This window comes from Arenimonas donghaensis DSM 18148 = HO3-R19 (assembly GCF_000743535.1).
GTDB classification, from domain to species: domain Bacteria; phylum Pseudomonadota; class Gammaproteobacteria; order Xanthomonadales; family Xanthomonadaceae; genus Arenimonas; species Arenimonas donghaensis.
In genome coordinates, this window is sequence record NZ_AVCJ01000043.1 from 50,817 (window position 1) to 73,437 (window position 22,621).

16 protein-coding genes are annotated in these 22,621 nt (G+C 66.5%); 13 read left to right on the forward strand and 3 right to left on the reverse strand.

The genetic code is table 11. The annotated features are described in order from the left end of the window. Positions 1–29: 29 nt before the first annotated feature. A complete protein-coding gene (locus tag N788_RS11105; protein ID WP_034225074.1) occupies positions 30–1,415 on the forward strand; it encodes a sigma-54-dependent transcriptional regulator in 1,386 nt (461 codons plus the stop codon). A gap of 24 nt (positions 1,416–1,439) precedes the next feature. On the opposite strand, the gene N788_RS11110 is transcribed toward N788_RS11105, so the two are convergent. Further along, entirely contained in the window at positions 1,440–4,445 is a 3,006-nt protein-coding gene (locus N788_RS11110; protein WP_034225076.1) for a spermine/spermidine synthase domain-containing protein, read from the reverse strand. A 323-nt stretch (positions 4,446–4,768) separates the two neighbouring features. On the opposite strand from N788_RS11110, the gene N788_RS11115 reads away from it, so the two are divergent. From N788_RS11115 to N788_RS11175, 12 genes are all read left to right on the forward strand, one after another. Then, positions 4,769–5,200 carry a pilin gene (locus tag N788_RS11115; protein WP_034225078.1) on the forward strand — a complete coding sequence of 144 codons (432 nt, stop codon included), beginning with the start codon at positions 4,769–4,771 and terminating at the stop codon, positions 5,198–5,200. 85 nt (positions 5,201–5,285) lie between these two features. Continuing rightward, positions 5,286–7,247: a tetratricopeptide repeat protein gene (locus tag N788_RS11120; RefSeq protein WP_152560465.1), complete on the forward strand. Its 1,962-nt coding sequence runs from the start codon at positions 5,286–5,288 to the stop codon at positions 7,245–7,247. After that, a complete protein-coding gene (locus N788_RS11125) occupies positions 7,231–9,216 on the forward strand; it encodes a hypothetical protein (protein ID WP_152560466.1) in 1,986 nt (661 codons plus the stop codon). The genes N788_RS11120 and N788_RS11125 overlap by 17 nt, the downstream gene beginning before the upstream one ends. 42 nt (positions 9,217–9,258) lie before the next feature. After that, on the forward strand, positions 9,259–9,678 hold the full coding sequence (locus N788_RS11130; protein ID WP_034225082.1) for a pilin: 420 nt from the start codon (positions 9,259–9,261) through the stop codon (positions 9,676–9,678). A gap of 191 nt (positions 9,679–9,869) precedes the next feature. Then, positions 9,870–11,168, forward strand: a complete 1,299-nt coding sequence (aepX, locus tag N788_RS11135) for a phosphoenolpyruvate mutase (protein ID WP_034225084.1) — start codon at positions 9,870–9,872, stop codon at positions 11,166–11,168. After that, positions 11,168–12,283 carry a phosphonopyruvate decarboxylase gene (gene aepY, locus N788_RS11140; protein ID WP_034225231.1) on the forward strand — a complete coding sequence of 372 codons (1,116 nt, stop codon included), beginning with the start codon at positions 11,168–11,170 and terminating at the stop codon, positions 12,281–12,283. Before aepX ends, aepY begins: the two co-directional genes overlap by 1 nt. Further along, on the forward strand, positions 12,280–13,398 hold the full coding sequence (locus tag N788_RS11145; RefSeq protein ID WP_034225086.1) for a phosphonoacetaldehyde reductase: 1,119 nt from the start codon (positions 12,280–12,282) through the stop codon (positions 13,396–13,398). Before aepY ends, N788_RS11145 begins: the two co-directional genes overlap by 4 nt. Next, on the forward strand, positions 13,395–15,098 hold the full coding sequence (locus N788_RS11150; protein ID WP_034225088.1) for an ABC transporter ATP-binding protein: 1,704 nt from the start codon (positions 13,395–13,397) through the stop codon (positions 15,096–15,098). Before N788_RS11145 ends, N788_RS11150 begins: the two co-directional genes overlap by 4 nt. A 26-nt stretch (positions 15,099–15,124) precedes the next feature. Next, the gene (locus N788_RS11155; protein ID WP_152560467.1) at positions 15,125–16,501 is read left to right on the forward strand and encodes a hypothetical protein; all 1,377 of its coding nucleotides are present in this window, start codon (positions 15,125–15,127) and stop codon (positions 16,499–16,501) included. 57 nt (positions 16,502–16,558) lie between these two features. After that, positions 16,559–17,815 (forward strand): HAD-IB family phosphatase, encoded by a 1,257-nt coding sequence (locus N788_RS14045; RefSeq protein ID WP_051924597.1) that lies wholly within the window; start codon positions 16,559–16,561, stop codon positions 17,813–17,815. Next, the gene (locus tag N788_RS11170; RefSeq protein WP_051924598.1) at positions 17,805–18,443 is read left to right on the forward strand and encodes a class I SAM-dependent methyltransferase; all 639 of its coding nucleotides are present in this window, start codon (positions 17,805–17,807) and stop codon (positions 18,441–18,443) included. Before N788_RS14045 ends, N788_RS11170 begins: the two co-directional genes overlap by 11 nt. A gap of 17 nt (positions 18,444–18,460) precedes the next feature. Further along, entirely contained in the window at positions 18,461–19,489 is a 1,029-nt protein-coding gene (locus N788_RS11175) for a hypothetical protein (protein WP_034225091.1), read from the forward strand. A 53-nt stretch (positions 19,490–19,542) separates the two neighbouring features. Here N788_RS11175 and N788_RS11180 read toward each other — a convergent pair whose 3' ends face one another. Next, positions 19,543–20,709 (reverse strand): CDP-glycerol glycerophosphotransferase family protein, encoded by a 1,167-nt coding sequence (locus N788_RS11180; protein ID WP_034225093.1) that lies wholly within the window; start codon positions 20,707–20,709, stop codon positions 19,543–19,545. After that, a complete protein-coding gene (locus N788_RS15100) occupies positions 20,706–22,619 on the reverse strand; it encodes a glycosyltransferase (protein WP_244444126.1) in 1,914 nt (637 codons plus the stop codon). The genes N788_RS11180 and N788_RS15100 overlap by 4 nt, the downstream gene beginning before the upstream one ends. Between the last annotated feature and the right edge of the window lie 2 nt (positions 22,620–22,621).

The window sequence follows — 22,621 nt, forward strand, 5'->3', positions numbered from 1 at the left end:
TGTAGGCGTCCCCAGCCCCCCGAACCCGCATGGCTATTGCCCGCAGCGCCCTGGTAGTAGATGACGAACGCGACATCCGGGAGCTGCTTGTCCTGACCCTGGGCCGCATGGGCCTGAGGGTGGACACGGCAGCCGACCTGTCGTCCGCGCGGGCCCAGCTCGCCCAGGGAAGCTACGACCTGTGCCTGACCGACATGCGCCTGCCCGACGGTTCGGGCCAGGAGCTGATCGAACACATCGCGCAAAAGTACGCTGACATCCCGGTGGCGATGATCACCGCCTTCGGCAACGTCGAAGCGGCGGTGACCGCGCTCAAGGCCGGCGCCTTCGACTTCGTCACCAAACCCGTCGACCTGGCGGTGCTCAGGCGCCTGGTGCAGCACGCGCTGGACCTGAACCAGCAGCGCAAGTCGGCCCCGGCCAGCGCCCGCTTGCTGGGTGATTCGCCGCGCATGCAGCAGCTTCGCCAGACCATCCAGCGCGTCGCGCGCAGCCAGGCGCCGGTTTACATCAGCGGTGAGTCGGGCGTCGGCAAGGAACTGGTGGCCCGGCTGATCCACGAACAGGGGTCGCGCGCCGGCGGCAGCTTCGTGCCGGTCAACTGCGGCGCGATCCCCTCCGAGCTGATGGAAAGCGAGCTCTTCGGCCACAAGAAGGGCAGCTTCACCGGCGCCCATGCCGACAAGGAAGGCCTGTTCCAGGCCGCCCAGGGCGGCACCCTGTTCCTGGACGAGGTCGCCGAGCTGCCGCTGCACATGCAGGTGAAGCTGCTGCGCGTGATCCAGGAAAAATCCGTGCGGCCGGTCGGCGCGCCGGCCGAGCTGCCGGTGGACGTGCGCATCCTGTCGGCCACGCACAAGAACCTGGCCAAGCTGGTCGAGGACGGCAAGTTCCGCCAGGACCTTTATTACCGCATCAACGTGATCGAACTGGCGGTGCCGCCGCTGCGCCAGCGCCGCGAGGACATTGCGCAGCTGGCCGAAGCCATCCTCAAGCGCCTGGCCGGTGAAACCGCCGACAAGCTGCCGACGCTGAGCGAAGAAGCCGAAGCCGCGCTCACCGCCTACCCGTTCCCGGGCAACGTGCGCGAACTGGAGAACATCCTCGAGCGCGCCGTCGCCCTCTGCGACGGCCAGAGCATCGAGGTCTCCGACCTCTACCTGCCGGAAGTCGACAGCCTGATCGGGCTGGAAGCCGACATGCCGCTGCGCCCGGTCGCCGCCGCGCCCTCGCCCGCCGTGCCCGCCGGCCTGGCCGACGGCACCGCCCTGCCCGACGCGATCGAGCAGATGGAGCGCGAAACCATCCAGAAGGCGCTGGAAGCCAACCGCTACAACAAGACCAAGACGGCCGCGCAGCTGGGCATCACCTTCCGGGCGCTGCGCTACAAGCTGAAGAAACTCGAGATGGAGTAAGGCCGGCGCGCCGCCGGCCCCCGCCTAGTCCGAAGACGTTTCCTGGTCGGCCCAGGCCAGCAGGAAACCGCGCACGAAACCGTAGGCCGCGTCGCCACCGCCCGGCACGTCGCGGCCGAACTGGCGCTCGATCGCCACCGAAGCCTCCAGGTCGCCCTGGCCGATCGCGCCCAGGCGCGCGATCACCAGCATGTGTTCGCGCACCAGCAGCGGCGCCACCGCCGGGTCCAGCACGTCCAGCGCGGCCAGGCCGGTCTGCTGCATGGCGGCGTGGTCGCGGCGGGCGGTGGCGTCGTAGGCCTGCAGCACGCGGCGCACCGACACCGGCGCGTCCTCGGCGTGGTACCAGACGGGATCGATCCACAGGCCGTCGAGATCGGACGGCGACAACCCCGACAGCGTGGCCTCGGCCACCTGCGCCGCGGCGGCGAGCCAGCGGCCTTCGTCCTGCTGCCCGATGCCGGCGCCCGAGAGCAGGCGCAGCTCGCGTCCGGCATCGGCCAGCGACGGTTCGTGAAACGCGCCGGGCAGCGGTTCGCCGGTCATCGCCGCGCGGATGCGGCGGCCTTCCTGCGCCAGCCGCAGCGACAGGCTGCCTTCGGCCTCGGTCAGCACCAGGTCGGCGGGCACGGTGCGGCGACCGGCGATGGTTTCGAGCAGCGGCAGCCCGGCGGTTTCCAGGCGAAGCAGCCAGTCGGCGGAACGGTTCTTGAAGCGCGCGCGCGGCGCCTGCAGCGACACCACCGGGTGGAAGTCGTCATGCGCCGGCACGCCGGTCATGCGCACCAGGGTGTCGAGTACGCGGCGGTCGCCGAGGCGGCGGACTTCGAAATCCGCCGCGCTGCCCAGGCCAACCCGCGCCATTTCGGCGGCGAAGCCGCTGTCGGGTGCGGCCGGATAACGCGGCGCGGGCAGCGGCCGGCGGCTGGCGGCCAGGATCAGGTCGCCCTGGTTGGCCAGGTACAGGTCCACGTGCGGGAATTGCTGGCCCAGCGCGGCCAGCATGGTGGCCAGCAGGGGGTTGTCGAGTTCGTAGATGTGCACCCACTGGATCAGCACGCCGTCGTCTTCCAGGTGGTCGCCCAGGAACCCGTAGAACTGCCGGGTGAACAGGCTGCCGACGCCGCTGACCCAGGGATTGGACGGCTCCGAGACGATCACGTCGTAGCGCTTGCGGCCGGTGGAGAAGAAGGTGCGTGCGTCGTCGATGTGCAGGTGCGAGCGCGGGTCGTCGAAGGCGCGATACACGCGCGGCATCATCAGGCGCGAGCCTTCGACCATGGCCGGTTCGATTTCTATCGAGTCCACGCGCGCGGGCCGCGGGCTGCCCAGCAGGCTGTGCGTGCTCAGGCCCGAGCCCCAGCCGATGACGGCGACGTCGCGCGGCGCGGGGTGCAGGGCCAGCGGCAGCGTGCCCAGCAGGACCATGGTGATTTCATCGTCCGCCGGGTCGGCGTCGGGATCGAGGTTCACCGCGGCGTCGGGTTTGCCGTTGGTGGTGATGCTGTGCCAGTTGTCGCCCGCGACAACGGCCACCGTCGAGGTCTTGCCGTCCTTGAGATAGGGAATGTCCACGCCGCTGCCGAGGCTCGCCGCACCGGTGCGGTAGACGCCGCCGGCGAGCGCCCGCGGGTCGGCGCGACCGAACACCAGGCTGATGCCCAGCACCAGCATCGTCGCCACCAGCGCACCCGGCAGCGTGCGCGGGCTGCCGTCGCCGGCGGCATACCAACGGATCAGCACCACGCCCAGCACCACGTCCACCAGCGCCGCCAGCGTCACCGACAGCTGCAGGCCCAAGGTCGGAATGAGCACGTGCACGGCCAGCACCACGCCCAGGATCGCGCCCAGGGTGTTGATGGCGTAGACGCGGCCGATGCCGGCTTCGCCCGAGCCGTTGCGCAGCATGGCCATGGTGAGCAGCGGCAGGGTCATGCCGGCGAAGAAGGCCGCCGGGAACATCACCAGCATCGCGATGGCGCCGCTGGCCAGGGTGAACAGCGCATAGCCTTCGTCGGTGCGCGGCAGCAGGCCCATCAGCCAGCCCACCCAGTGGAAGCTGTTGGCGAACAGCGGCAGCGACACCAGCGCCGCCAGTCCCATCCACAGCTGCGCCCAGCCGGCGTAGGCCACCGGGTCCGTGACCCGCGGCGCCCGCCGGCGGACCCACAGGCCGCCGAAGGCCAGGCCCAGGATGAAGGCCGAGAGCATCAGTTCAAACGAGTGCACGGTGGTGCCCAGCACCTGGTTGAGCATGCGCACCCAGCCGATTTCATACACGAAGGAGCTGGCGCCGGTGAGACAGGCGACCAGCAGCATCGCGCGGAAAAAACCCGGCGCGGCAGATGGCGTGACCGGCGTTTCGCCGACGACGGGCGCTTCGGACGGCTGGGCATCGACTCGTCGCGACACACGCCAGGCCAGGACGCCGACCACCAGGTTCACGGCGCCCGCGAACGCCACCGCACCGGGCATGCCGATCCAGGGCAGCAGCACGAAGGTGGCGAACAACGCGCCGAAGGCCGCGCCAATGCTGTTGCTGAAGTACAGGCCGCCCAGGATTTCGCCGTCGGCACGCGGCGCGATGCGCAGGTAGCCGCCGCTCATCAGCGGGAAGGTCATGCCCAGCAGGATCGACTGCGGCGCAATCAGCAGCGCGGCGCTGCCCCACTGCCAGGCGCGCACCGCCGCCGCCGATTCCAGGGCCGGGTAGACCGTGTCCTGGGACAGGCCGGTATAGGCCAGGAACACCGGATGGAAGGCCAGTCCGGCCAGGCCGATCACTATCTCGACCAGGGCGTAGGCGGCGATGAGCCGGCGCCAGCGCACGCCGCGCCGGCTGACCACCCAGGCACCCAGGGCCATGCCGCCCATGAAGATGCCCAGCACCAGGGTCTGGGCGTAGGCCGCGTGGCCCAGGCTCAGGCCCAGGTAATGCGACCAGATGGCCTGGTAGATGAGGCCGGCGAAACCCGACGCGACGAACAGGGCCAGCAGCAGCCTTTCCAGGCCCAGGACGCGTGGCGGCATTCGGATCCCCTTCTCCAATCTCCGGCGGCCGCTAGCTTAGCCGAAGGTTTTGGAATGGCCCTGTTTGAGTCCGATAACACGGGGCGGGGCAAAAAGTGACGCTTTGCGTCAGCTTTTGACCACGGTCACAGTTTTAATGTGAATGTCCCCTCAAAGGCTGGCGCTGCGTTCTTCCCTGTGCCTAACATCTTGGCCTGTGAGGGTCCTCCGGGACTGGCACAGTTGATGCATCTAAGAAAAAGCACGTGCTCCGGCACGGCCACCCAAGGACGGGAATTCCGTTCCAGCACGTGACAATCACAATCCACCTAGGGGATTCACCCATGAAGAACATCCAGAAAGGCTTCACCCTGATCGAACTGATGATCGTGGTCGCGATCATCGCGATCCTCGCCGCCATCGCCCTGCCGGCTTACCAGGACTACCTGGCCCGCTCGCAGGTCTCCGAGGCCATGAGCCTGACCTCCGGCGCCCGCACCGCGGTTGCCGAGGAATATGCCAACACCGGCACCTGGACTGGCATCGACAACGACGCCGCCGGCCTGGCCGCCGCCGCCTCCATCAACGGCACCTACGTCAACGACGTGGCCGTCGATGCGGGCATCATCACCGCCGGCTTCAAGGCGGGCGCCAGCGCCAAGATCAACGCGGACGACTTCATCCTGTCGCCGGTTGACCAGGGTGGCTCGATCTCGTGGACCTGCGAGAACAGCACCGTTGCCGCGAAGTACCTGCCGTCCAGCTGCCGCCCGTAATTTGGCCGTAGCAAAACGGTTGCAACACAAGCAAAGCCCCGGTTCGCCGGGGCTTTTCTTTTCCCGGACCCGATAAGATCGCGTGGTGCCCAAGACCGTCCTGACCCGATTCGCCTGGATTGCCGCGTTCGTGGCCACGGTGGCCCTGTGCTTCTGGCCCCTGCTTTCCGCCGGTTTCCTGTTCGACGACTTCGCCAACCTGCCCGCGCTCGGCGAGTACGGGCCGATCAAGGATTTCGACGCGCTGGCGCGTTACCTGACGGCAGGCATCGCCGACCCGTTGGGCCGCCCGGTGGCGATGGCGAGCTTCCTGCTCGATTCACGGGACTGGCCCGCCGCGGCCCGGCCCTTCCTGCGTACCAACATCATTCTCCACGCCATCAATGGCTTGCTGCTGCTGGCCCTGCTGCGGCGCCTGGGGCGCGCACTCGACCTGGACAACCGGACGGCGTTCAACGCCGCGCTGTGGGGCGCGGCCCTCTGGTGCCTGCATCCGCTCTGGGTTTCCACCGTCGGTTACGTGGTGCAGCGGCACGCCATGCTGGCATCGACCTTCGTGCTGCTGGGCCTGCTGGCCTGGCTGTCGGCGGTGGCGGCCTTCCGCGAAGGCCGGGCCGGCCAGGGCTGGCTCTGGGCGGCCTGCGTGATGCCCGCCTGCGGGGTCCTGGCGGCCCTGAGCAAGGCCAACGGCATGTTGCTCCCGGTACTGGTCCTGGCGATCCAGTGGTTTGTCGTCATGCCTCGCCACGGCGTCGGCCGGGCCGAGCGCCTTGCGACCTGGCTGCTGCTGGGGGTACCGAGCCTGCTGCTGGTGGCGGCGCTGCTGGCGCAAATCGAGGCGGAGCCGCCCGGGCGCTCCTGGACCCTGGCCGAGCGCCTGATGAGCCAGCCGCGCGCCCTGGCCGATTACCTGTGGACCCTGCTTGTCCCGCGGGTCAACAGCACGGGCATCTTCGCCGACGGATTCCAGGCATCGACAGGCTGGCTGACGCCAGCGTCCACCCTGCCCGCGGCCCTCGGCATCCTGGCCCTGCTGGTGGCGCCTTTCCTGCTGCGCCATCGACAGCCCGCCCTGGCCGCGGCGCTTGCCTTCTACCTGGCGGGCCATCTGATGGAAAGCACGGTATTGCCGCTGGAGCTGTATTTCGAGCACCGCAATTACCTGCCGGCCATGCTGCTGGCTTGGGCGCTGGCCATGTCGGCCCTTTCGCCCTTGTCCAGGACCGGCCATGGCAAGGCGGTGGTCTTCGGACTGGGCGCCTACCTGCTGGTCCTGGGCGCACTCACCCAGCAGCGCGCCATGCTCTGGGCCGATACCCCGCGCCAGGCCGCAGTCTGGGGACTGACGCTGCCGGATTCTCCGCGGGCCCAGACCTGGGCGGCGCAGCACGAACTGCGGGCGGGCAACCTCGCCGCGGCCCACGCGCGCCTGGTCCGCACGCTGGAGCAATTCCCCCACAACCCGATGCTCGCCCTGAACCTGGTGAACGTCGAATGCGCCGCCGGCGGCACCCGGCCCGGGACGCTGGAGCAGGCGGCCCGGGCATTGGCGAGGACCGGCCTGCGCGTGGACATGAACCATGATTGGCTGCGGGACCGGCTGCTGGCGGAGGCCGCGAGCTGCCCCGGCCTGGACAAGCCGGCACTTTTTGCGCTGGTGGACGCGGCGCTGGAACATGGCTCCCGGACACCCCGCGCCTTGGCGCGACGCGAGCGCATCCAGGGCCTGGTCGCGGTCGGCCAGGGCGATTGCCCCCGGGCACGCCAACATTTCAGTGACGCGCTGCGGTCGCAACCACGCGACAGCTCCGCCTATGGCGACACCGCCTTGCTCGCGAGTCATTGCGGGGCGGGCTTCGCCCTCTCCTTCCTTCGGGACTATCGAACCGCCGGGCGGGACGGCTTCGTCGAGAAGCCGGGCATGCCAAGGCTCCACCGGGCGGTCCTGGACCACCAGGGCTACTGGACGCGGGAACTGGATCGACTCGAAACATTGATCGCCCGGGATATCCCGGGTGGACAGGACGCGCGTGAACAGGCCGACTGACCCGATGCATCCGGCCAGTAGGCGGCCCCGGGCGCCCTGGCCGCTTGGTTTGCTGACGCTGCTGGCCCTGGCGGCCCTGGGGGGCGCGGCCTTCTGGCCGGGACTGTCGGGCGGCTACCTTTTCGACGACCTGCCGAACCTGGCCCAGTCCCGCACCTGGAAAGTCGACTCACTGGCGCCCGCTGCGCTCTGGGCGGCGATGACCAGCGATATCTCGGGCGCCGTCGGCCGGCCGCTGGCCATGCTGAGCTTCGCGATCAACCACGCGCTCACCGGGGAGCACATCTACTCCCTGAAGCTGACCAACCTGCTGATGCATCTCGTGAATGCATCGCTGGTCTTCGTCCTTTGCCGCCAGCTGCTCGTGCTCGCGCCCGGCGAATGCCAGGCCAAGGACAGGGCGCCCCCCCGGGTCACCCTGGCGGCCGGCCTGGTCGCCGCGGCCTGGCTGGTCCATCCGCTGCAGGTGTCGACGGTGCTCTACACCGTCCAGCGCATGGAAATCGGTGCAGCGACCGGACTGCTGGTTTGCCTGGCGACCTACCTGGCCGCGCGCAGCCGGCAACTGGCGGGCCGGCCGGCCACCGGCTACTTCGCCCTGGCGGCGGCCGGCTTGCTGGGCGGCCTGGGATTCAAGGAATCCGCCCTGGTGGCGCCGGGGCTGCTGCTGCTGCTGGAGGCCTTCGTGCTGCGGTTCCGGGGACCGGGCGGGCGCCTGAGCCGGCCGATCTTCGGCCTGCATGCGGTCTGGCTGGCCGCGGCCCTGTTGGCCTACTTCATCGTCGTGCTGCCCGATGCCGTCGGTTCGTCGGCCTACGAGGCCCGCGGCTACAGCGCCGGCCAGCGACTGCTTTCCCAGGGCCCGATCCTGGTCATGTACCTGGGCCAGATCCTGATCCCGTCGCCGGACAGCATGCTGTTCTACTACGACCACCTGCAGGTGCCCGCGGGTTTGTTTTCCCCGCCCCGCACGGCAGGCGCCCTGGCCACCCTGGTGGCCTTGCTCGGGCTGGCCCTGGCGATCCACCGCCGCTGGCCCCTGACCGCCCTGGGCATTTTCTGGTTCTTCGCCTGCCACGCCCTGACCAGCAACGTCATCCCCCTGGAGCTGGCGTTCGAGCACCGCAACTACCTGGCCTTGCTCGGCCCCCTGCTCGCCTTGGTCGAGCTTTCGCGGAAGGCGACGGCGCGCCTGCACGGCGATGCCGCCTTCACCGCCATGAGCCTGCCGGTGCTGCTGCTGGCCGGCCTGTGTTTTCTACAGGCCAGCACCTGGTCGGACCCCTTCCGGCTCCACACGGCCCTGGCCGGCAGGAACGCCGATTCCCCGCGCGCCAATTACGCGCTGGGGGTCGAACTGCATGCCCTGGCCAGGGGCGACACGCGGAGCCCGCAGTGGGCCCTGGCCCGCAGGCAGTTCGAACATGCCGCGCGCCTGCCGCAGGCGTCGGCCCTGCCCGACCAGGCCCTGGTGGTCATGGATTCGACCCAGGGGACGCCGGTCCCCCGGGCAATCTGGGAACCCTTCGCCAGCAAGCTCCTGGCTGCCCGCCCCCGGCCGGATGACATCAGCGCCCTTCACAACGTGGTGGCCTGCCGCCTGACGGGCCGCTGCCACATACCGGATGCCTACCTGCTCGACCTGCTTGACCGGCTGGACGCCGGCAACCCGTATTTCACAGAGGTAGGGATCATCCGCGCCAACTTCCTCTGGAACGGGCCGGGCGCGCGGGACGAGGCGATAAACGCCCTGAGGGAGCGACGATCCCGCCGGAAGAACGAATACGAGGTCGATATCGCGCTGGCGCAGTTCCTGATGGCATCAAACTTGCATGCAAATAAGGGAGAGATTTTGATGTTGTTGGACGCGGCCGGGGCGCAGGAACTGCCCCCCGCCACGCGGGAAAAGGTTCGGCTACTGGCCGAACAGCTGGACGCGGCGACCCGGGAGGAGGGTCCGCGCCAGTAGGGGCCCGGCAACCGCCGGAGATTCAGGAACAGGGGCAATCTCATGAAGCGAAACGCTGGCTTTACCTTGATAGAACTGATGATCGTGGTGGCCATCATCGCCATCCTTGCCGCCATTGCCTTGCCGGCCTACCAGGATTACCTGACCCGTTCCCAGGTCTCGGAAGCCATGAGCCTGTCGCGCGGCGCACAAATCGCCGTCACCGAATACTATTCAGAGTACGGGGTTCCACCGGCCGACAACGCGACCGCCGGACTGTCGCAGCCGGCGTCGATCAATGGCACTTACGTCACCTCGGTCACGCTCGACAATACCGGTACGATTTCGATGCTGTTCGGCAACGATGCCAGCGCGAAGATCACCGGCCAGACCCTGGTCATGCAGCTGAGCACCAACGGCGGCAGCCTCGCCTGGAACTGCGGCGGCATCCCCACCAAGTACATGCCCGCGGTTTGCCGCTGAGCCAGTTCTCCCGGGAAGACCGGGGTCCTGCGATCGCGAGCGCTGGCGTCGGGCCAGCCTTTTCCGTGGGCGAGCCCCGGGCTGGCGAACCCTGGACGGCTCAAACATACTGTCGGAAGTGCCGCGAATCGTGGCACTGAACTGTGCTGCCCCGCACCGGTGGCGGCATCCCGACGTGGAAGCGGAAAAAAATGAAGACGGTTTACGTGGGCATGAGCGCCGACCTGGTCCACCCCGGCCACTTGAACATTCTCAACGAGGCCAGCAAGCACGGTGAAGTGATCGTCGGCCTGCTGACGGACGAAGCGATTGCCAGCTACAAGCGCGTACCGCTGATGGAGTTCGACCAGCGCCGACAGGTCATCGAGAATCTCAAGCCGGTGTCGCGCGTGGTGCCCCAGAGCACCCTGGACTACGTGCCCAACCTGGAAATGCTTCGGCCCGACTTCGTCGTGCACGGCGACGACTGGCGCACGGGCGTGCAGCAGCAGACCCGGCAACGGGTGATCGACAAACTCGCCGAATGGGGCGGCAAGCTGATCGAGGTTCCCTACACCAAGGACATCTCGTCCACGGCCCTGCATGCCGCGATCAAGGAAATCGGCACGACCCCGAGCATCCGCCTCAAATCGCTCAAGCGGATGCTGGCCGTGAAGCCAGTACTGCGCTTCATTGATATCCACAATGCGCTCAGCGCGCTGATCATCGAGAACACCAGCATCGAAACGCCGAACGGCCGGCGCGAATTCGACGGCATGTGGGGGTCGAGCCTCACCGACTCCACGTCGAAGGGAAAACCCGACATCGAGGCCGTCGACATTTCGGCGCGAATCACCACCATCAACGAAACCCTGGAAGTCACGACGAAGCCGATCATCTTCGACGCGGACACGGGCGGACAGACGGAGCACTTCGTCTACACCGTCAAGACGCTCGAGCGCCTGGGCGTTTCCGCGGCCATCATCGAAGACAAGACCGGCCTGAAGAAGAACTCCCTGTTCGGAACCGACGTCCCCCAGACCCAGGAATCGATCGAGAACTTCTGCAACAAGATCCGGGCCGGCAAGAAGGCCCAGGCCACCAACGACTTCATGATCATCGCCCGGATCGAGAGCCTGATCCTGGACAAGGGCATGGAAGATGCGGTTGAACGCGCGAGCGCCTACCTCGAGGCGGGCGCCGACGGCATCATGATCCACAGCCGCAGGAAGACGCCTGACGAGATCTTCGAGTTCTGCCGTCGCTATCGCGATATCCCCAATCGCAAGACCCTGGTCGCGGTTCCCTCCAGCTACAACACCGTCACCGAGGACGAGCTCGCGGCCGAAGGTGTCAACATCGTCATCTACGCCAACCAGCTGTTGCGCAGCGCCTATCCGGCGATGCTCGATACGGCAAAATCAATCCTGACCCACGGGCGTTCGGCCGAATGCGATGCGCGCATGCTGCCGATCAAGGACATTCTGGACCTTATTCCAGGGACCAAATGATGATTTCCCCAGGTGACTTCCATGCACGGCTGGTATCCCGGGGAATCAGTTTGTTCACCGGCGTCCCTGATTCACTGCTCAAGAACTTCTGCGCGTGCGTGGAGGATGCGTCCGCCCAGGGCCAGCACGTCATCGCCGCGAACGAGGGAAATGCCGTTGCGATCGCCTTGGGCCATCACCTGGCCACCGGCAAGCGTGCCCTGGTCTACATGCAGAATTCGGGTCTCGGCAATTCCGTCAATCCGCTGACATCGCTGGCGCACGCGCAGGTCTACCGCGTGCCGATGCTCCTGGTCGTTGGCTGGCGCGGTGAACCAGGCGTGCCGGATGAACCCCAGCACGTCATGCAGGGCCGGGTCACCCCGTCGCAGCTGGAGCTGCTGGAGATCCCGCATTGGATACTGGAAGCGGACAGCGACATCGACGCGGTGCTCGACCAGGCGTTCTCGGCCCTGGACGCCAGCAACGCGCCGGTGGCGCTCCTGGTCCGGAAGGACGCCTTCGCCGACTACAGGTCATCGCGCAAGCCCGACCGCAAGGCCCACCTGGGGCGCGAGCAGGCGCTGCGCCAGCTCCTCGCCCTGGCAGGCGACGCCCTCGTCGTGTCGACCACCGGCAAGACGTCGCGGGAGGTCTTTGAACTGCGTGTCGAAGCCGGGACTGCCCAGCGCGACTTCCTGACCGTGGGAGGGATGGGGCACACGTCCTCGATCGCACTCGGCGTAGCCTTGGGAAATCCCGAACGCCAGGTCGTCTGCCTGGACGGCGATGGCTCCGCCCTCATGCACCTTGGGGCCATGGCGATCATCGGTGACCTCAAGCCGGGCAACCTCCTGCACGTACTGCTCAACAACGCCGCGCACGAATCCGTCGGCGGACAGCCCACCGTCGCCGGCGGCATGGACTTCCGTGCGATTTCGCTCGCGTGCGGCTACGCGGCCTACGAGCGTGCCGGCGACGAAGCCGGGATCGAAGCGGCATGGCAACGGCTTGCCTCGGCGCCAGGGCCGGCATTGTTGGAAATCGACATCTCAGTGGGATCCCGTGCCGACCTGGGGCGACCGACGAGCTCGCCCGAGGAAAACAAGCTGGCCTTCATGCGGTTCGCGCGATGAAGCCGGCGCAAGGCCACTGGGAGCATTTCAACCCGGTCCGGGTGGTTGCCGGCGCGGGCACGCTGGCTCAATTGCCGCGATTGCTGCCCGAAAGTGGTTCGATCCTGCTGGTGACGACACCGGGATTCACCCGTCGCGGCGTGACGGGACGCGTTCTCGAGCTCCTCGGCCATGCCGCCGGCCGGCAAGTCGTCGTGAGTGATTCGATCACGCCGAATCCGGAGCTCGACGACCTCGACGCCATGGCGCACGGGCACGCCTCGCTGGCGCCCTGCGCGGTTGTGGCGCTGGGTGGCGGCAGTGCGATCGACGCGGGCAAGGTGCTTGCCGCCATTCTCGGTTCACCGGAGCCAAGGCCCTTGCACAGGACCTTTCGTGAGGGCGCGACGGCGCGTTGGAACCGGCACATCCCCATGGTGGCGGTGCCGACAACCGCGGGTACCGGCTCCGAGGCGACCCCCTTCGCGACGGTCTGGGACCCACGCACCCACCGAAAGTATTCGGTAAGCGGTGAGTCCGTTTACCCGCACGCCGCGATCCTTGACCCGGAACTGACCCTGGACCTGGGCGAGGACCACACCCTCTTTCCGGCACTGGACACGGTTTCGCATGCACTGGAGTCGCTGTGGAACGTGCATGCCACGCCGATGAGCGAGGCCCTGGCCCTGCAGGCGCTTCGGCTGTCGGTCGACAACCTTCCGCGCGTGCTCGCCGACGGCGGCGATCTGCCTGCCCGCGCCGGAATGCAGCAGGCAAGCTATCTCGCCGGCCAGGCGATAAGCACGACCCGCACCGCGCTTGCGCACTCCATTTCCTATCCCTTGACGCTGCACCACGGCATGCCGCATGGACTGGCCTGCAGTTTCACCCTGCCCGCGCTGCTGCGGAAGTTCGGGCCCCGATTGGGCACGGACGGTGAACGGCAGGCGCTCCTGCAGCGCGTCGGGGCGCTCCTCGGTCAGCTGCGGCTTCACGACAAGGTCAGCAGGTTCGCCACCGCCGAACAGGTCCTGGCACGACTCCCCCAGATGTTTACGCCGGAACGCGCCGGCAACTTCCTGTTCGAGGCGGACGTCGAAAGCTTGCTGCGCGAATCCCTGGAAGCCCGCGGATGATCTCTGACCTCAAGGCGGTGTGGTTCCTGTTCACGCCCAGGGAGCGGCGAAAGGCCAGCTTCATGCTGGTACTGGTGATCCTCATGGCGGGTGCGGAGACTTTGGGCGTGCTGTCGATCATGCCCTTCCTCACGGTCGTCAGCCGGCCGGAGGTGATGCACGAAAACGAACTGCTCCAGGCCGCCTACCAGTGGCTCGGTTTCGAGAATGAGCGGGACTTCGCCATTGCGCTGGGCCTGCTCTCGATTCTCACGGTCGTCCTGTCTTCTGCGTTCAAGACGGTCACCCTGCACCTGATAAATCGCTTCGTGCACTTGCAGCGTCACTCGATCAGCGCCCGCCTGCTTTCGCGCTACCTGCACCAACCCTACGAGTTTTTCCTGACCCGGAACCCGGCCATCCTCGGGAAGAACGTGCTTTCCGAGATCGATCAGCTACTGGTCAACCTGATCAAACCCCTGTCGCAGATGGTGGCGCAAGGCGCGGTCGTGGTCGCCATGACGCTGCTGATCTTCTACTACGACCCCCTGACGGCCGCGAGCATCGTGGCCGTCATCGGCCTTCTGTATGGCGCCATCTACGCTTCGGTGCGAAATCGCCTCGCCCGGATCAGCGTGGAACGCCAGCAGGCCAGCGGTGACCGCCACCAGGCCTGTGCCGAAGCCTTGGGTGGCATCAAGGACGTGCAAGCTTCCCACTCGGCGCCGGCCTATCAGCGCAAGTTCGATGCAGCCTCCCGCCTCTATGCACGCCACCTTGCCGCCAGCGACACCCTGAGCCAGTCCCCGCTCTACCTGGTCGAAGCCATCGGCTACAGCATGCTGATCACTGTCGCGCTGGTGCTCCTGATGCGCTCGGGCGACGTTGGCCTGGTACTCCCCGCCCTTGGGCTCTATGGATTCGCAGCCTTCAGGATGCTGCCGGCCGCGCAGATCATTTATCGAGGGGCCGCCAAACTCAAGTTCTCGACGGCCGCGCTGGACTCGCTTCGCCGCGACCTCGCGCTTCCGCAGAGCGCACCGCCCCCGGCCAGCGCGCCCCTGGTTCCGCAGCGCGAGATCCGCCTCTCGGACGTCAGCTACGCCTATCCATCGGCGCCGGAGCGACGAGTCCTCGATGGCTTCAACCTGGTTGTCCCTGCCAACGAAAGCATCGGCCTCGCCGGTCGCAGTGGGGCCGGCAAGAGCACGATCATGGATATCCTGCTTGGCTTGCTGCGCCCGCACTCGGGCACGCTGAGCGTCGATGGCGTGCCCATCGACGCCGAAAACCTCCCTGCCTGGCAGCGGGCCATCGGCTTCGTTCCCCAGCACATCTACCTTGCCGACGCGAGCATCGCCGAAAACATCGCGTTCGGCGTGGACACGGCGGCGATCGACATGCAGGCGGTGGAGCGGGCAGCGCGCGCCGCGCAGATCCATGATTTCGTCGTCGCCGAACTGCCGCGGGCCTACGACACGGAAGTAGGCGACCGCGGCATCCGCCTGTCCGGCGGCCAGCGCCAGCGCCTTGGCATCGCGCGTGCGCTCTACCGGGACCCCCCGGTACTCTTTTTCGACGAGGCCACCAGCGCGCTCGACGGCGAAACCGAAGAAGCCGTCAATGAGGCGATCCGGACCCTATCCGGGCAGAAGACCATCGTGGTCATCGCACACAAGGAATCGTCCCTGCGCTACTGCCAGCGGGTGGTGAACCTGTGAGCCGGGCAGGCATTCCGCTTCCGTGGGTGTTCGAACTCCTGCTGACCAACCTAAAACGCGCGTCGATCTTCGTGCTGCAGGCGGGCGTGACAACGGCCAGCCTCGTCCACCTGGGTGGATCTGCGCTATCCCGCCTGGGCCTTCGCCGCCTTGCCATGCCACTGCTCGACGGCTCGATCGCGATCGGCGATCGCTCGCGAAGTCGACGGATCTTCCAGGTCAGGCAGTCCTGGGAGTTTTCCGCGGAGAGGAATCGTCACCTGCTCGGTCGCGCACGCGTCGAGGATCCGTTGTTCGCGGTGTCTGTTTCACCCCAGGCCGACTCACGTCCTGCAGGGGCACGACGAATGGCGGAGGGTTATTACGAAGTGTCGGTCTCGCATCGGGGACTACGGGTAGACGGGTTCCTGAGGCGGCCCGGCGGTACGCGGCAGGTCGAGGTGCGACTCAATGGCGTCCGCATCCGTGAAACCGAGGCCGTGCGCATCGTTCCGGGACTGGACGTCTTCGTCGTGCAGATCCAACGGGACGCCCTGGCCAGGTTTCCTGCCAGGACCAGGCTGACCGTCTCGCTTGCGGGTGGCGGGCCCCTGCTGTTCAAGGGCTGCACTGATGCCGTGGTGGATGTTCCGCATGGCGCCGGGGACGATCCGGAAAACATCCGGATCGACAAGAAGGGGTTTCTCGTCCAGGGCCAGGCCGGCCTGGCGGAACTACAGGAGGGTTTCCTCGCCACTTATTCCGCGGCGAGCGCCTTTTTCCACAGGGAGTTTGGAACGCCGCTGTTCCTGCTTTACGGCACCCTGCTGGGACAGCAGCGCGGCGCCGACTTCATTCCCGGTGATGACGACTTCGACGTCGGCTATTGGTCCGATGCCGGCAACGCAAGCCGGGTCCGGGACGAGGCCATGGACCTTGTCGTGCGGCTCGTGCGGGGCGGCTTCGTCGTGACCCTCAACCGGGAAGGAAGACTGTTCCGCCTTCGACTGCCGGGCAACCCACCCGCATGCCATCTCGACGTGCATGCCGTCTGGCACGAGAAGGGCAGCGTCTGGATACATCCCCGGGCCAACCTGGACTGCAAGCGCGGGGACTTCCTGCCAGCGATGGACTCGACGATGCGTGGCATCGACGTCCTGGTGCCGGCACGACCCGAGTCGTTCCTGGCTTCCTACTACGGCAGCGACTGGCAGATACCCAACCCGGCCTATTCCACCGCAGCCCGCCCGTTCGCCAAGTGGAAACTTCGCCTGCTTCGCCGCGCGTTCGTAACCCCGTTGGAAGTAGCACGGATGCAATCGAAAATCGGCGAGCCAGGCGCCCGGGACGAGGGCATGCTGGTGCCGATCGGATCCCAGTCCATCTATCCCCTGGAACGTTACGAGCAGATTTGCGACTGGTAGAGGCTCGCCAGCCAGGCGCTACAATCCCCCAAGCATCCGCACCCCGGGCACCCCACGATGAAGTTCATCTTCGACCTTGATGGAACGATAACCCGCCAGGAAACGCTTCCGCTCATGGCCGCGCGGTTCGGCATCGAAGATCAGATCGACGCCCTGACCGAGGAGACGATACGGGGAAACATTCCGTTCATCGAAAGCTTCATCCGTCGTGTCGGCATCCTCGGCCAGTACCCGGTCTCGGAAATGAACCGGTTGCTGTCCGGGATGGAGCTTTTCCAGGGAGTGGTCGGTTTCATTCAAGAAAACCCCGATGACTGCATCATCGCCACCGGCAACCTGGGACCCTGGATTGAAGGCTTGTGTGCCAGGCTTGGCTGCGGCGTTCGTTGCTCCGACGCCAATATCGCCGACGACCGGGTCGCGAAGCTCACTTCCATCCTGAGGAAGGAAGACGTCGTCCGGGAATGGAAGGCGAAGGGCGAGACCGTCGTTTTCGTCGGCGACGGCAACAATGATGCCGAGGCAATGCGCGAAGCGGACATCTCGATCGCGACCGGAATGGTGCACTGGCCGGCGCGGTCGGTCCTGGACGTGGCCGACTATGCCGTGTTCGATGAATCCGCCCTGCTTCGCCTGCTGGCGCAGCTGCGTGCCTCCACGCCTTCGCGGGGAAGCAACACGCTGGTTCTCAGCTGCGCCGGAATGGGATCGAGACTTGGGTTGAACTCGACCAAGGCCTTGATGAACTTCGAGGACCGGCCGTTCGTGCAGTGGCAGATGCAGGGATTCTCCGGCATCGAGGACGTAAGGGTCGTCGTCGGATTCCAGGCCAAGGACGTGATACTCGCCGTCACCGCGGTTCGTCCTGATGCCGTGTTCGTGTTCAACCACGACTATTTTTCCACCGGCACGGGATGCAGCCTCTACCTGGGCGCACGACATGCCAACGAGTATGTCATCGCCTGGGACGGCGACCTGATGGTGCATCACGAGGACCTGGCCGCCTGCCTCGATCACGACGGAGAATACCTGGGCGTCTCGGAAGCTGTGACCGAGGACGCCGTATTCGCACACCTCGATCCCACCGGTCACAGCATCGTCGGATTCAGCCGTGAAGACCCCGGAGCCTATGAATGGTCAGGCCCGGCACGATTGCGCCGTGACGACGTCGCCGATGTGCGCGGCAGCGTTTTCGAAGGCCTGCTGCACCGACTGCCCCTCCCGGCCCTGAAAGTACGCGCATTCGACATCGATACCGTCGCTGACTACCACTACGCGAAAGAAAACTTCCGGAGCTATATCGGTGGGAAATAACAACATACGCAACTACTACGACCAACTCGCCGAGCGCATCGAGTCCGCCGAAGGCACCCGCAACAAGGCGCCCGATTCGAGTGAATTCGACGCGGCGTACATGCGCGAATTCGCCAAGCCCGAGGGCAGCCTGCTTGAGCTGGGCGCGGGAACCGGCCTGCTGCTCAACCGGATCATGGATGGCTACCGGCGCGTCGTCGCCGTCGAGCTCTATCCGCAGTTCTCGCGCTTCATAACCCGGGCAAACCACGTCGAAGTGGTCACCGCCGACCTCCTGACCTACGACACCGAGGAGACCTTCGACGTCGTGGCGCTGTTCGGCGTGATGAACTTCTTCAGTGAGGGCGAGGCAACGGACCTCTACAGGCGCGTGGCACGCTGGCTCAAACCTGGCGGAAAGCTGGTCGTGAAGAACCAGATGGGCGTCGCGGAAGATGTGATGGTCGATGGCATTTCCCAGGAGCTGGGAACCCACTACTACTCCGAGTACCGCACCCCGGGCCACGAGGCCAGGCTGATCGAAAAAGGCGGCCTGCAGGTCGTTCGCCAGGACGACATCTACCCTGATCGGCTGAATCGCTGGCCGAACACGCGTTTCATCGCATTGCTGGCCACTCGTCCGACTTGAAGGGAGCACCGCAGGCGATGCCGAGCAAGCAGATGGCCAGACCGCCGAAGTCCACGGAAGCCGGTTACGTCGCCTGCCCGGTCGACGATTTGTTCGAGTCGCTTTGTGCGGTCCACGAGATTCTCGAGGACCTGGGCGTCGAGTACGTCGTTTCCGGCGGCACTTTGCTCGGGGCGGTACGCCAGCGGGACCTGCTCGAGAACGACACGGACTGGGACATCGAGATCATCGATACGGGTGTCGAGGCGGTGCTTGGCGCCCGCGACGCATTCGCCAGCCGTGGCCTGGTGCTGGAGTTTCCGGTGACCCGCGAGGTGACGTCGTTCCGGGACGGCAGCCCCTCCCCCGGCGAAGTCGAACGACGCATCATCAAGGTCCGGGACGACCGCGGGAGATTCCATGGCGACCTGTTCATCCAGACCCTGTTCTCGGACGGGATCCTCCGGCGGTTCAACGTCGAAGCCGGCGCGTATTTCAACGCGAAGATGACGTTCCCCTACTGGTTCGTGGAGAACCGGTGCAAGGTATCGATACGCGATCGCGAGTTCCATGCCCCCATGGCCCCCGAGCTCATGCTCGAACGCATCTATGGCCCGCGCTGGCGAATCCCTTACAAGCGCCACGGCCCTCGAATCAAGGGCTACAACTTCGCTGGCGCCTACAAGGACGCACCCATCGTGCCGGGCCTTCGGCTCGCCTTGTCACAGGGCTGGGTTCCGCGCTATCCGGGGCGGCCACACTGGCCGCGGGAAATCCATTGGATCGACAACCACACCACGTCCGATTGGATCAAGCGCCATGAACACGTCGCCGGCCTTCCGGCCGTGGCATTGGAGCAAGGAACCGACATCGATGCCGCCAACGCCCGACTGATCGCCTGCTACCGCATCCTGCTCGACGAACTGCAGCAGGACAAGGAGCGGCTTTCGGAGTACGAATCCCGCACTCCCGTGCGTCTGCTGAACGCGCTAATCGGCGCGATCCGCGAGTCGCTCTTCGACGCCTGGATCGCGCTCCAGAACCTGCGGGCAATGCTTCGTCGCTAGGGCGCCGGACTCGACGACACGAGCCTCCGGCTCGATGCACCAGCGCGGGGTGGTTACCGGGAGAGGTGAAGCCTCAGCCGTTCAAGGCAGCGCTGGCTCGCCATCCCGTCGGGACGGTCCCCATAGACTTCCGCGAGCACCTGCCGCGGCCTGTCACCCACCTCGGCACGGTAGCTGGCCGGTTCGGCGAGATAGCGTCGAACGGCATCCAGCATGGCCTGCATGTCGCCCACCACCCTCCCGAACCGATACTCCGGCCCAAGCGAGAAGCCCTTCCGGAACGGTGGCTCGACGTCCAGGAAGATCGTGGGCCGGCCGAGCAGCAGATAGTCGAAGGCGATCGACGACCAGTCGCAGATGAGCAGGTCGCTCAGCGCCAACAAGGCTTCGGTATCGGGATACTCCGCGAACGGCACGTAGACCACGTCGTCCGGCGGCGCCGTGGCATGCCTGCCGCTGTTGAGGTGTTTCCTGACCAGGAGCGTCGCTCCGTGCGCACGGCACTCGCCGGCCAGCTTTTCGAGGAAATCCGACTCCTCCAGACCAAACGGAAACAGGCTCCTGTTGCTTGAATCCTGTTTCCACGTCGGCGCGAACAGCACCAGCCGCGTGGACGGCAGCGCCGCGAGTCCGAACCGCTCGAGCTCCTCCATGCGACCGGCCCGGGGCAGAACCAGCGGATCGGTGCGGGCATACCCGGTGATCCGGACCCGGTCCGGGTCGAAGCCGAACCTGGTTTCGTACAACTGCTTGTGAAGCGGGGAAGCCACCCAGACTTCGTCATACCCATGCTGCACGCGGAAGTCATCGGCATCGAAGCCCTTGAAGGGAATGCCATGCCAGACGTCGAAGAACTTGAGGCTGCTCCTTCCGACCATCCATGCGAGGACATGCAGGCCATGGTCGCTGATGACGGCCTTCGCCTCGGCCAGCAGGGTGGCGCTGGCGATCGAGCCCGCCAGGCAGCTCCTCACGCCCGCGCCAGCCAGCTGCGCGTGATAGTCCGGATCCATGGTCAGGAAGGTCGGCTCCAGGTCGCTGGATGCCACCATGGCCCGATGGATTTCGAGCAGGTTCCCCGACAGCTTGTGTCCGTAGAGCACGACTTTCGGCCGCTGCTGGCGACGACCGGATCTGCGCAGCAGCCAGGCAAGCAACACCATCGATCCGAAGCGCAATAGCCGGAACCAGTGGCTTGGCTTTGATTTGTCTACTTTCATTCGGGTTTCCCGGCAGGCCCGCCAGCCTTGTGCAGCACGTAGATGAGGGTCGGGAACAGCCTGCGCAGGGCGCGGTAGACCTGGTCGGGAATGGGCTTGAGTACCCATCGATACACGGTCGAAGCCGGCCGTTCAATTTCGTAGGTCAGTCTCAGGGCCTGGCCATGGCATTGCGTGAACCGGAAGCCGGCCCCCGCCAATGCGCGCTCGATACGAGGCACGGTGGCCGGGCGGCAGTCGTAGTGCGTTCCCTTTCCGGACCACCTGACGTAGCGATCCGCCAGCGGGCCCGGCAGCCAGCTCAGCAACGGCAGTTTGAAGTGCGGCTCGACCAACATCCATCGATTGGGCACGGCCAGGTAGCCGGTGCCGTCGGGTCGGAGCACCCGCGCGATTTCAGCCAGGTGCCGGGCCTGCGCGTCGTCATCGCCGACGTGTTCGATCACGTGGTTTGAAACCACGACATCGAAACTCGCGTCCGGATACGGCAGCTCAACGCCATCGACGAGGGTGAACCGGTAGCCGTCCTTGCAGATCCGGTTGTCGCTGACGTCCACCGCGTCCACGTCCCAGTTCATGGTCCCGGCCGCACCGAAATAGTGGGCGATGCCGCCGGCACCCGTACCCACCTCGAGCAGACGCCGCGGCGCGGCGCCGGGTTCGAGCCCCAGCAGGCGCGCGATCTTGATTGCTTTCCGCTTCCTCGACGCCATGCCCGTGGCCGCATGGCCGGACCGGGCCGGCTCCTGGCGGGCCGCGCCCAGGAGGTCGGCGTAGGCCTTGGCCCGCGGACCCCAGTCGAATCGTGCGACGGCGGCGGGGTCGGCCGCGCCCCCTTGCATGGCTTTGACGATGACCTCGGCCAGCCGCACGGGGTCGCGCGGATCGACCTGCCCACCGTTGCCACCGATCACGTCGCGTACCGCGGGCACATCACCCGCGACCACCGGGCATCCGCAGCCGATGGCCTCGACCATGACCAACCCAAGCCCCTCCTGGTCCCCGTCCCTTGCCGCGACGAAAGGAACGACCAGGGCCGCCGCCGATCGATACAGATCCGGCAGCCGCTCGTGGGACACCGGCCCCAGGAACTCAATGGAGCCCGACAGCCCAAGGCTTTCTCGAAGGGCGCGCAATTCGGGCTCGCAGGAGCCGAACCCGGCGATGTCGAGCCGGGCGGTCGGAATGCGCTCCAGCACATGCGGCCAGGCCCTGATCAGATGGTCGACGCCCTTTTTTTCCACCAGGCGGCCCACGAACAAGGCCCGGGATGGTGATCGCTGCACGTCGGGTTTCGGGCAGAACGTCCCGACCAGGTCTACTCCCATCGGCTCCACGACCACGTCGCAGGTCGAGCCCAGCGCCTTGATCGCCGGCAGCATTGCGTGGCTCACCACGGTGGCCAGGTCCGCACGCCCCAGCACGAATCGCTTCAGCACCCGGAATGGCCAGGCCCCCAGGGAAAACAAGTCGGCGCCGTGCGAGGTCACGACGAACCGGGGCCTCTTTCGTGCCACGGCAAGCGCCAAGGCCGCCGCCAGTCCCTGTGGAACCAGCCAATGGGCATGGACTACGTCCGGCCGGTAGCTGCGAACCAGCCTGGCCGTAGTGAATACCTGGCTGAGCAAGAAACCAGGCACGAGCAGCCATTTCCACTTCGATTTTTTCAGGTTTCCCAGGATCCCCCCATCGTTCACCAGGGTCTGGAGCCGGTCCGGGGCATAGCGATAGCGCACGACCCGGACACCCTCCATGGTTTCCTCCCGCGTGCTGCCCGGTGAGTGCGGGCACAAGACCAGCACATCGAACTGCGCGGCCAGGCGCGTGCAGAGCGCGTGGACGAAGCCGGGCTCCGGATCCCCGGTCCAGCGCGGGTAGGTCGACGCCAGCACCAACAAGCGGGGACGCATCC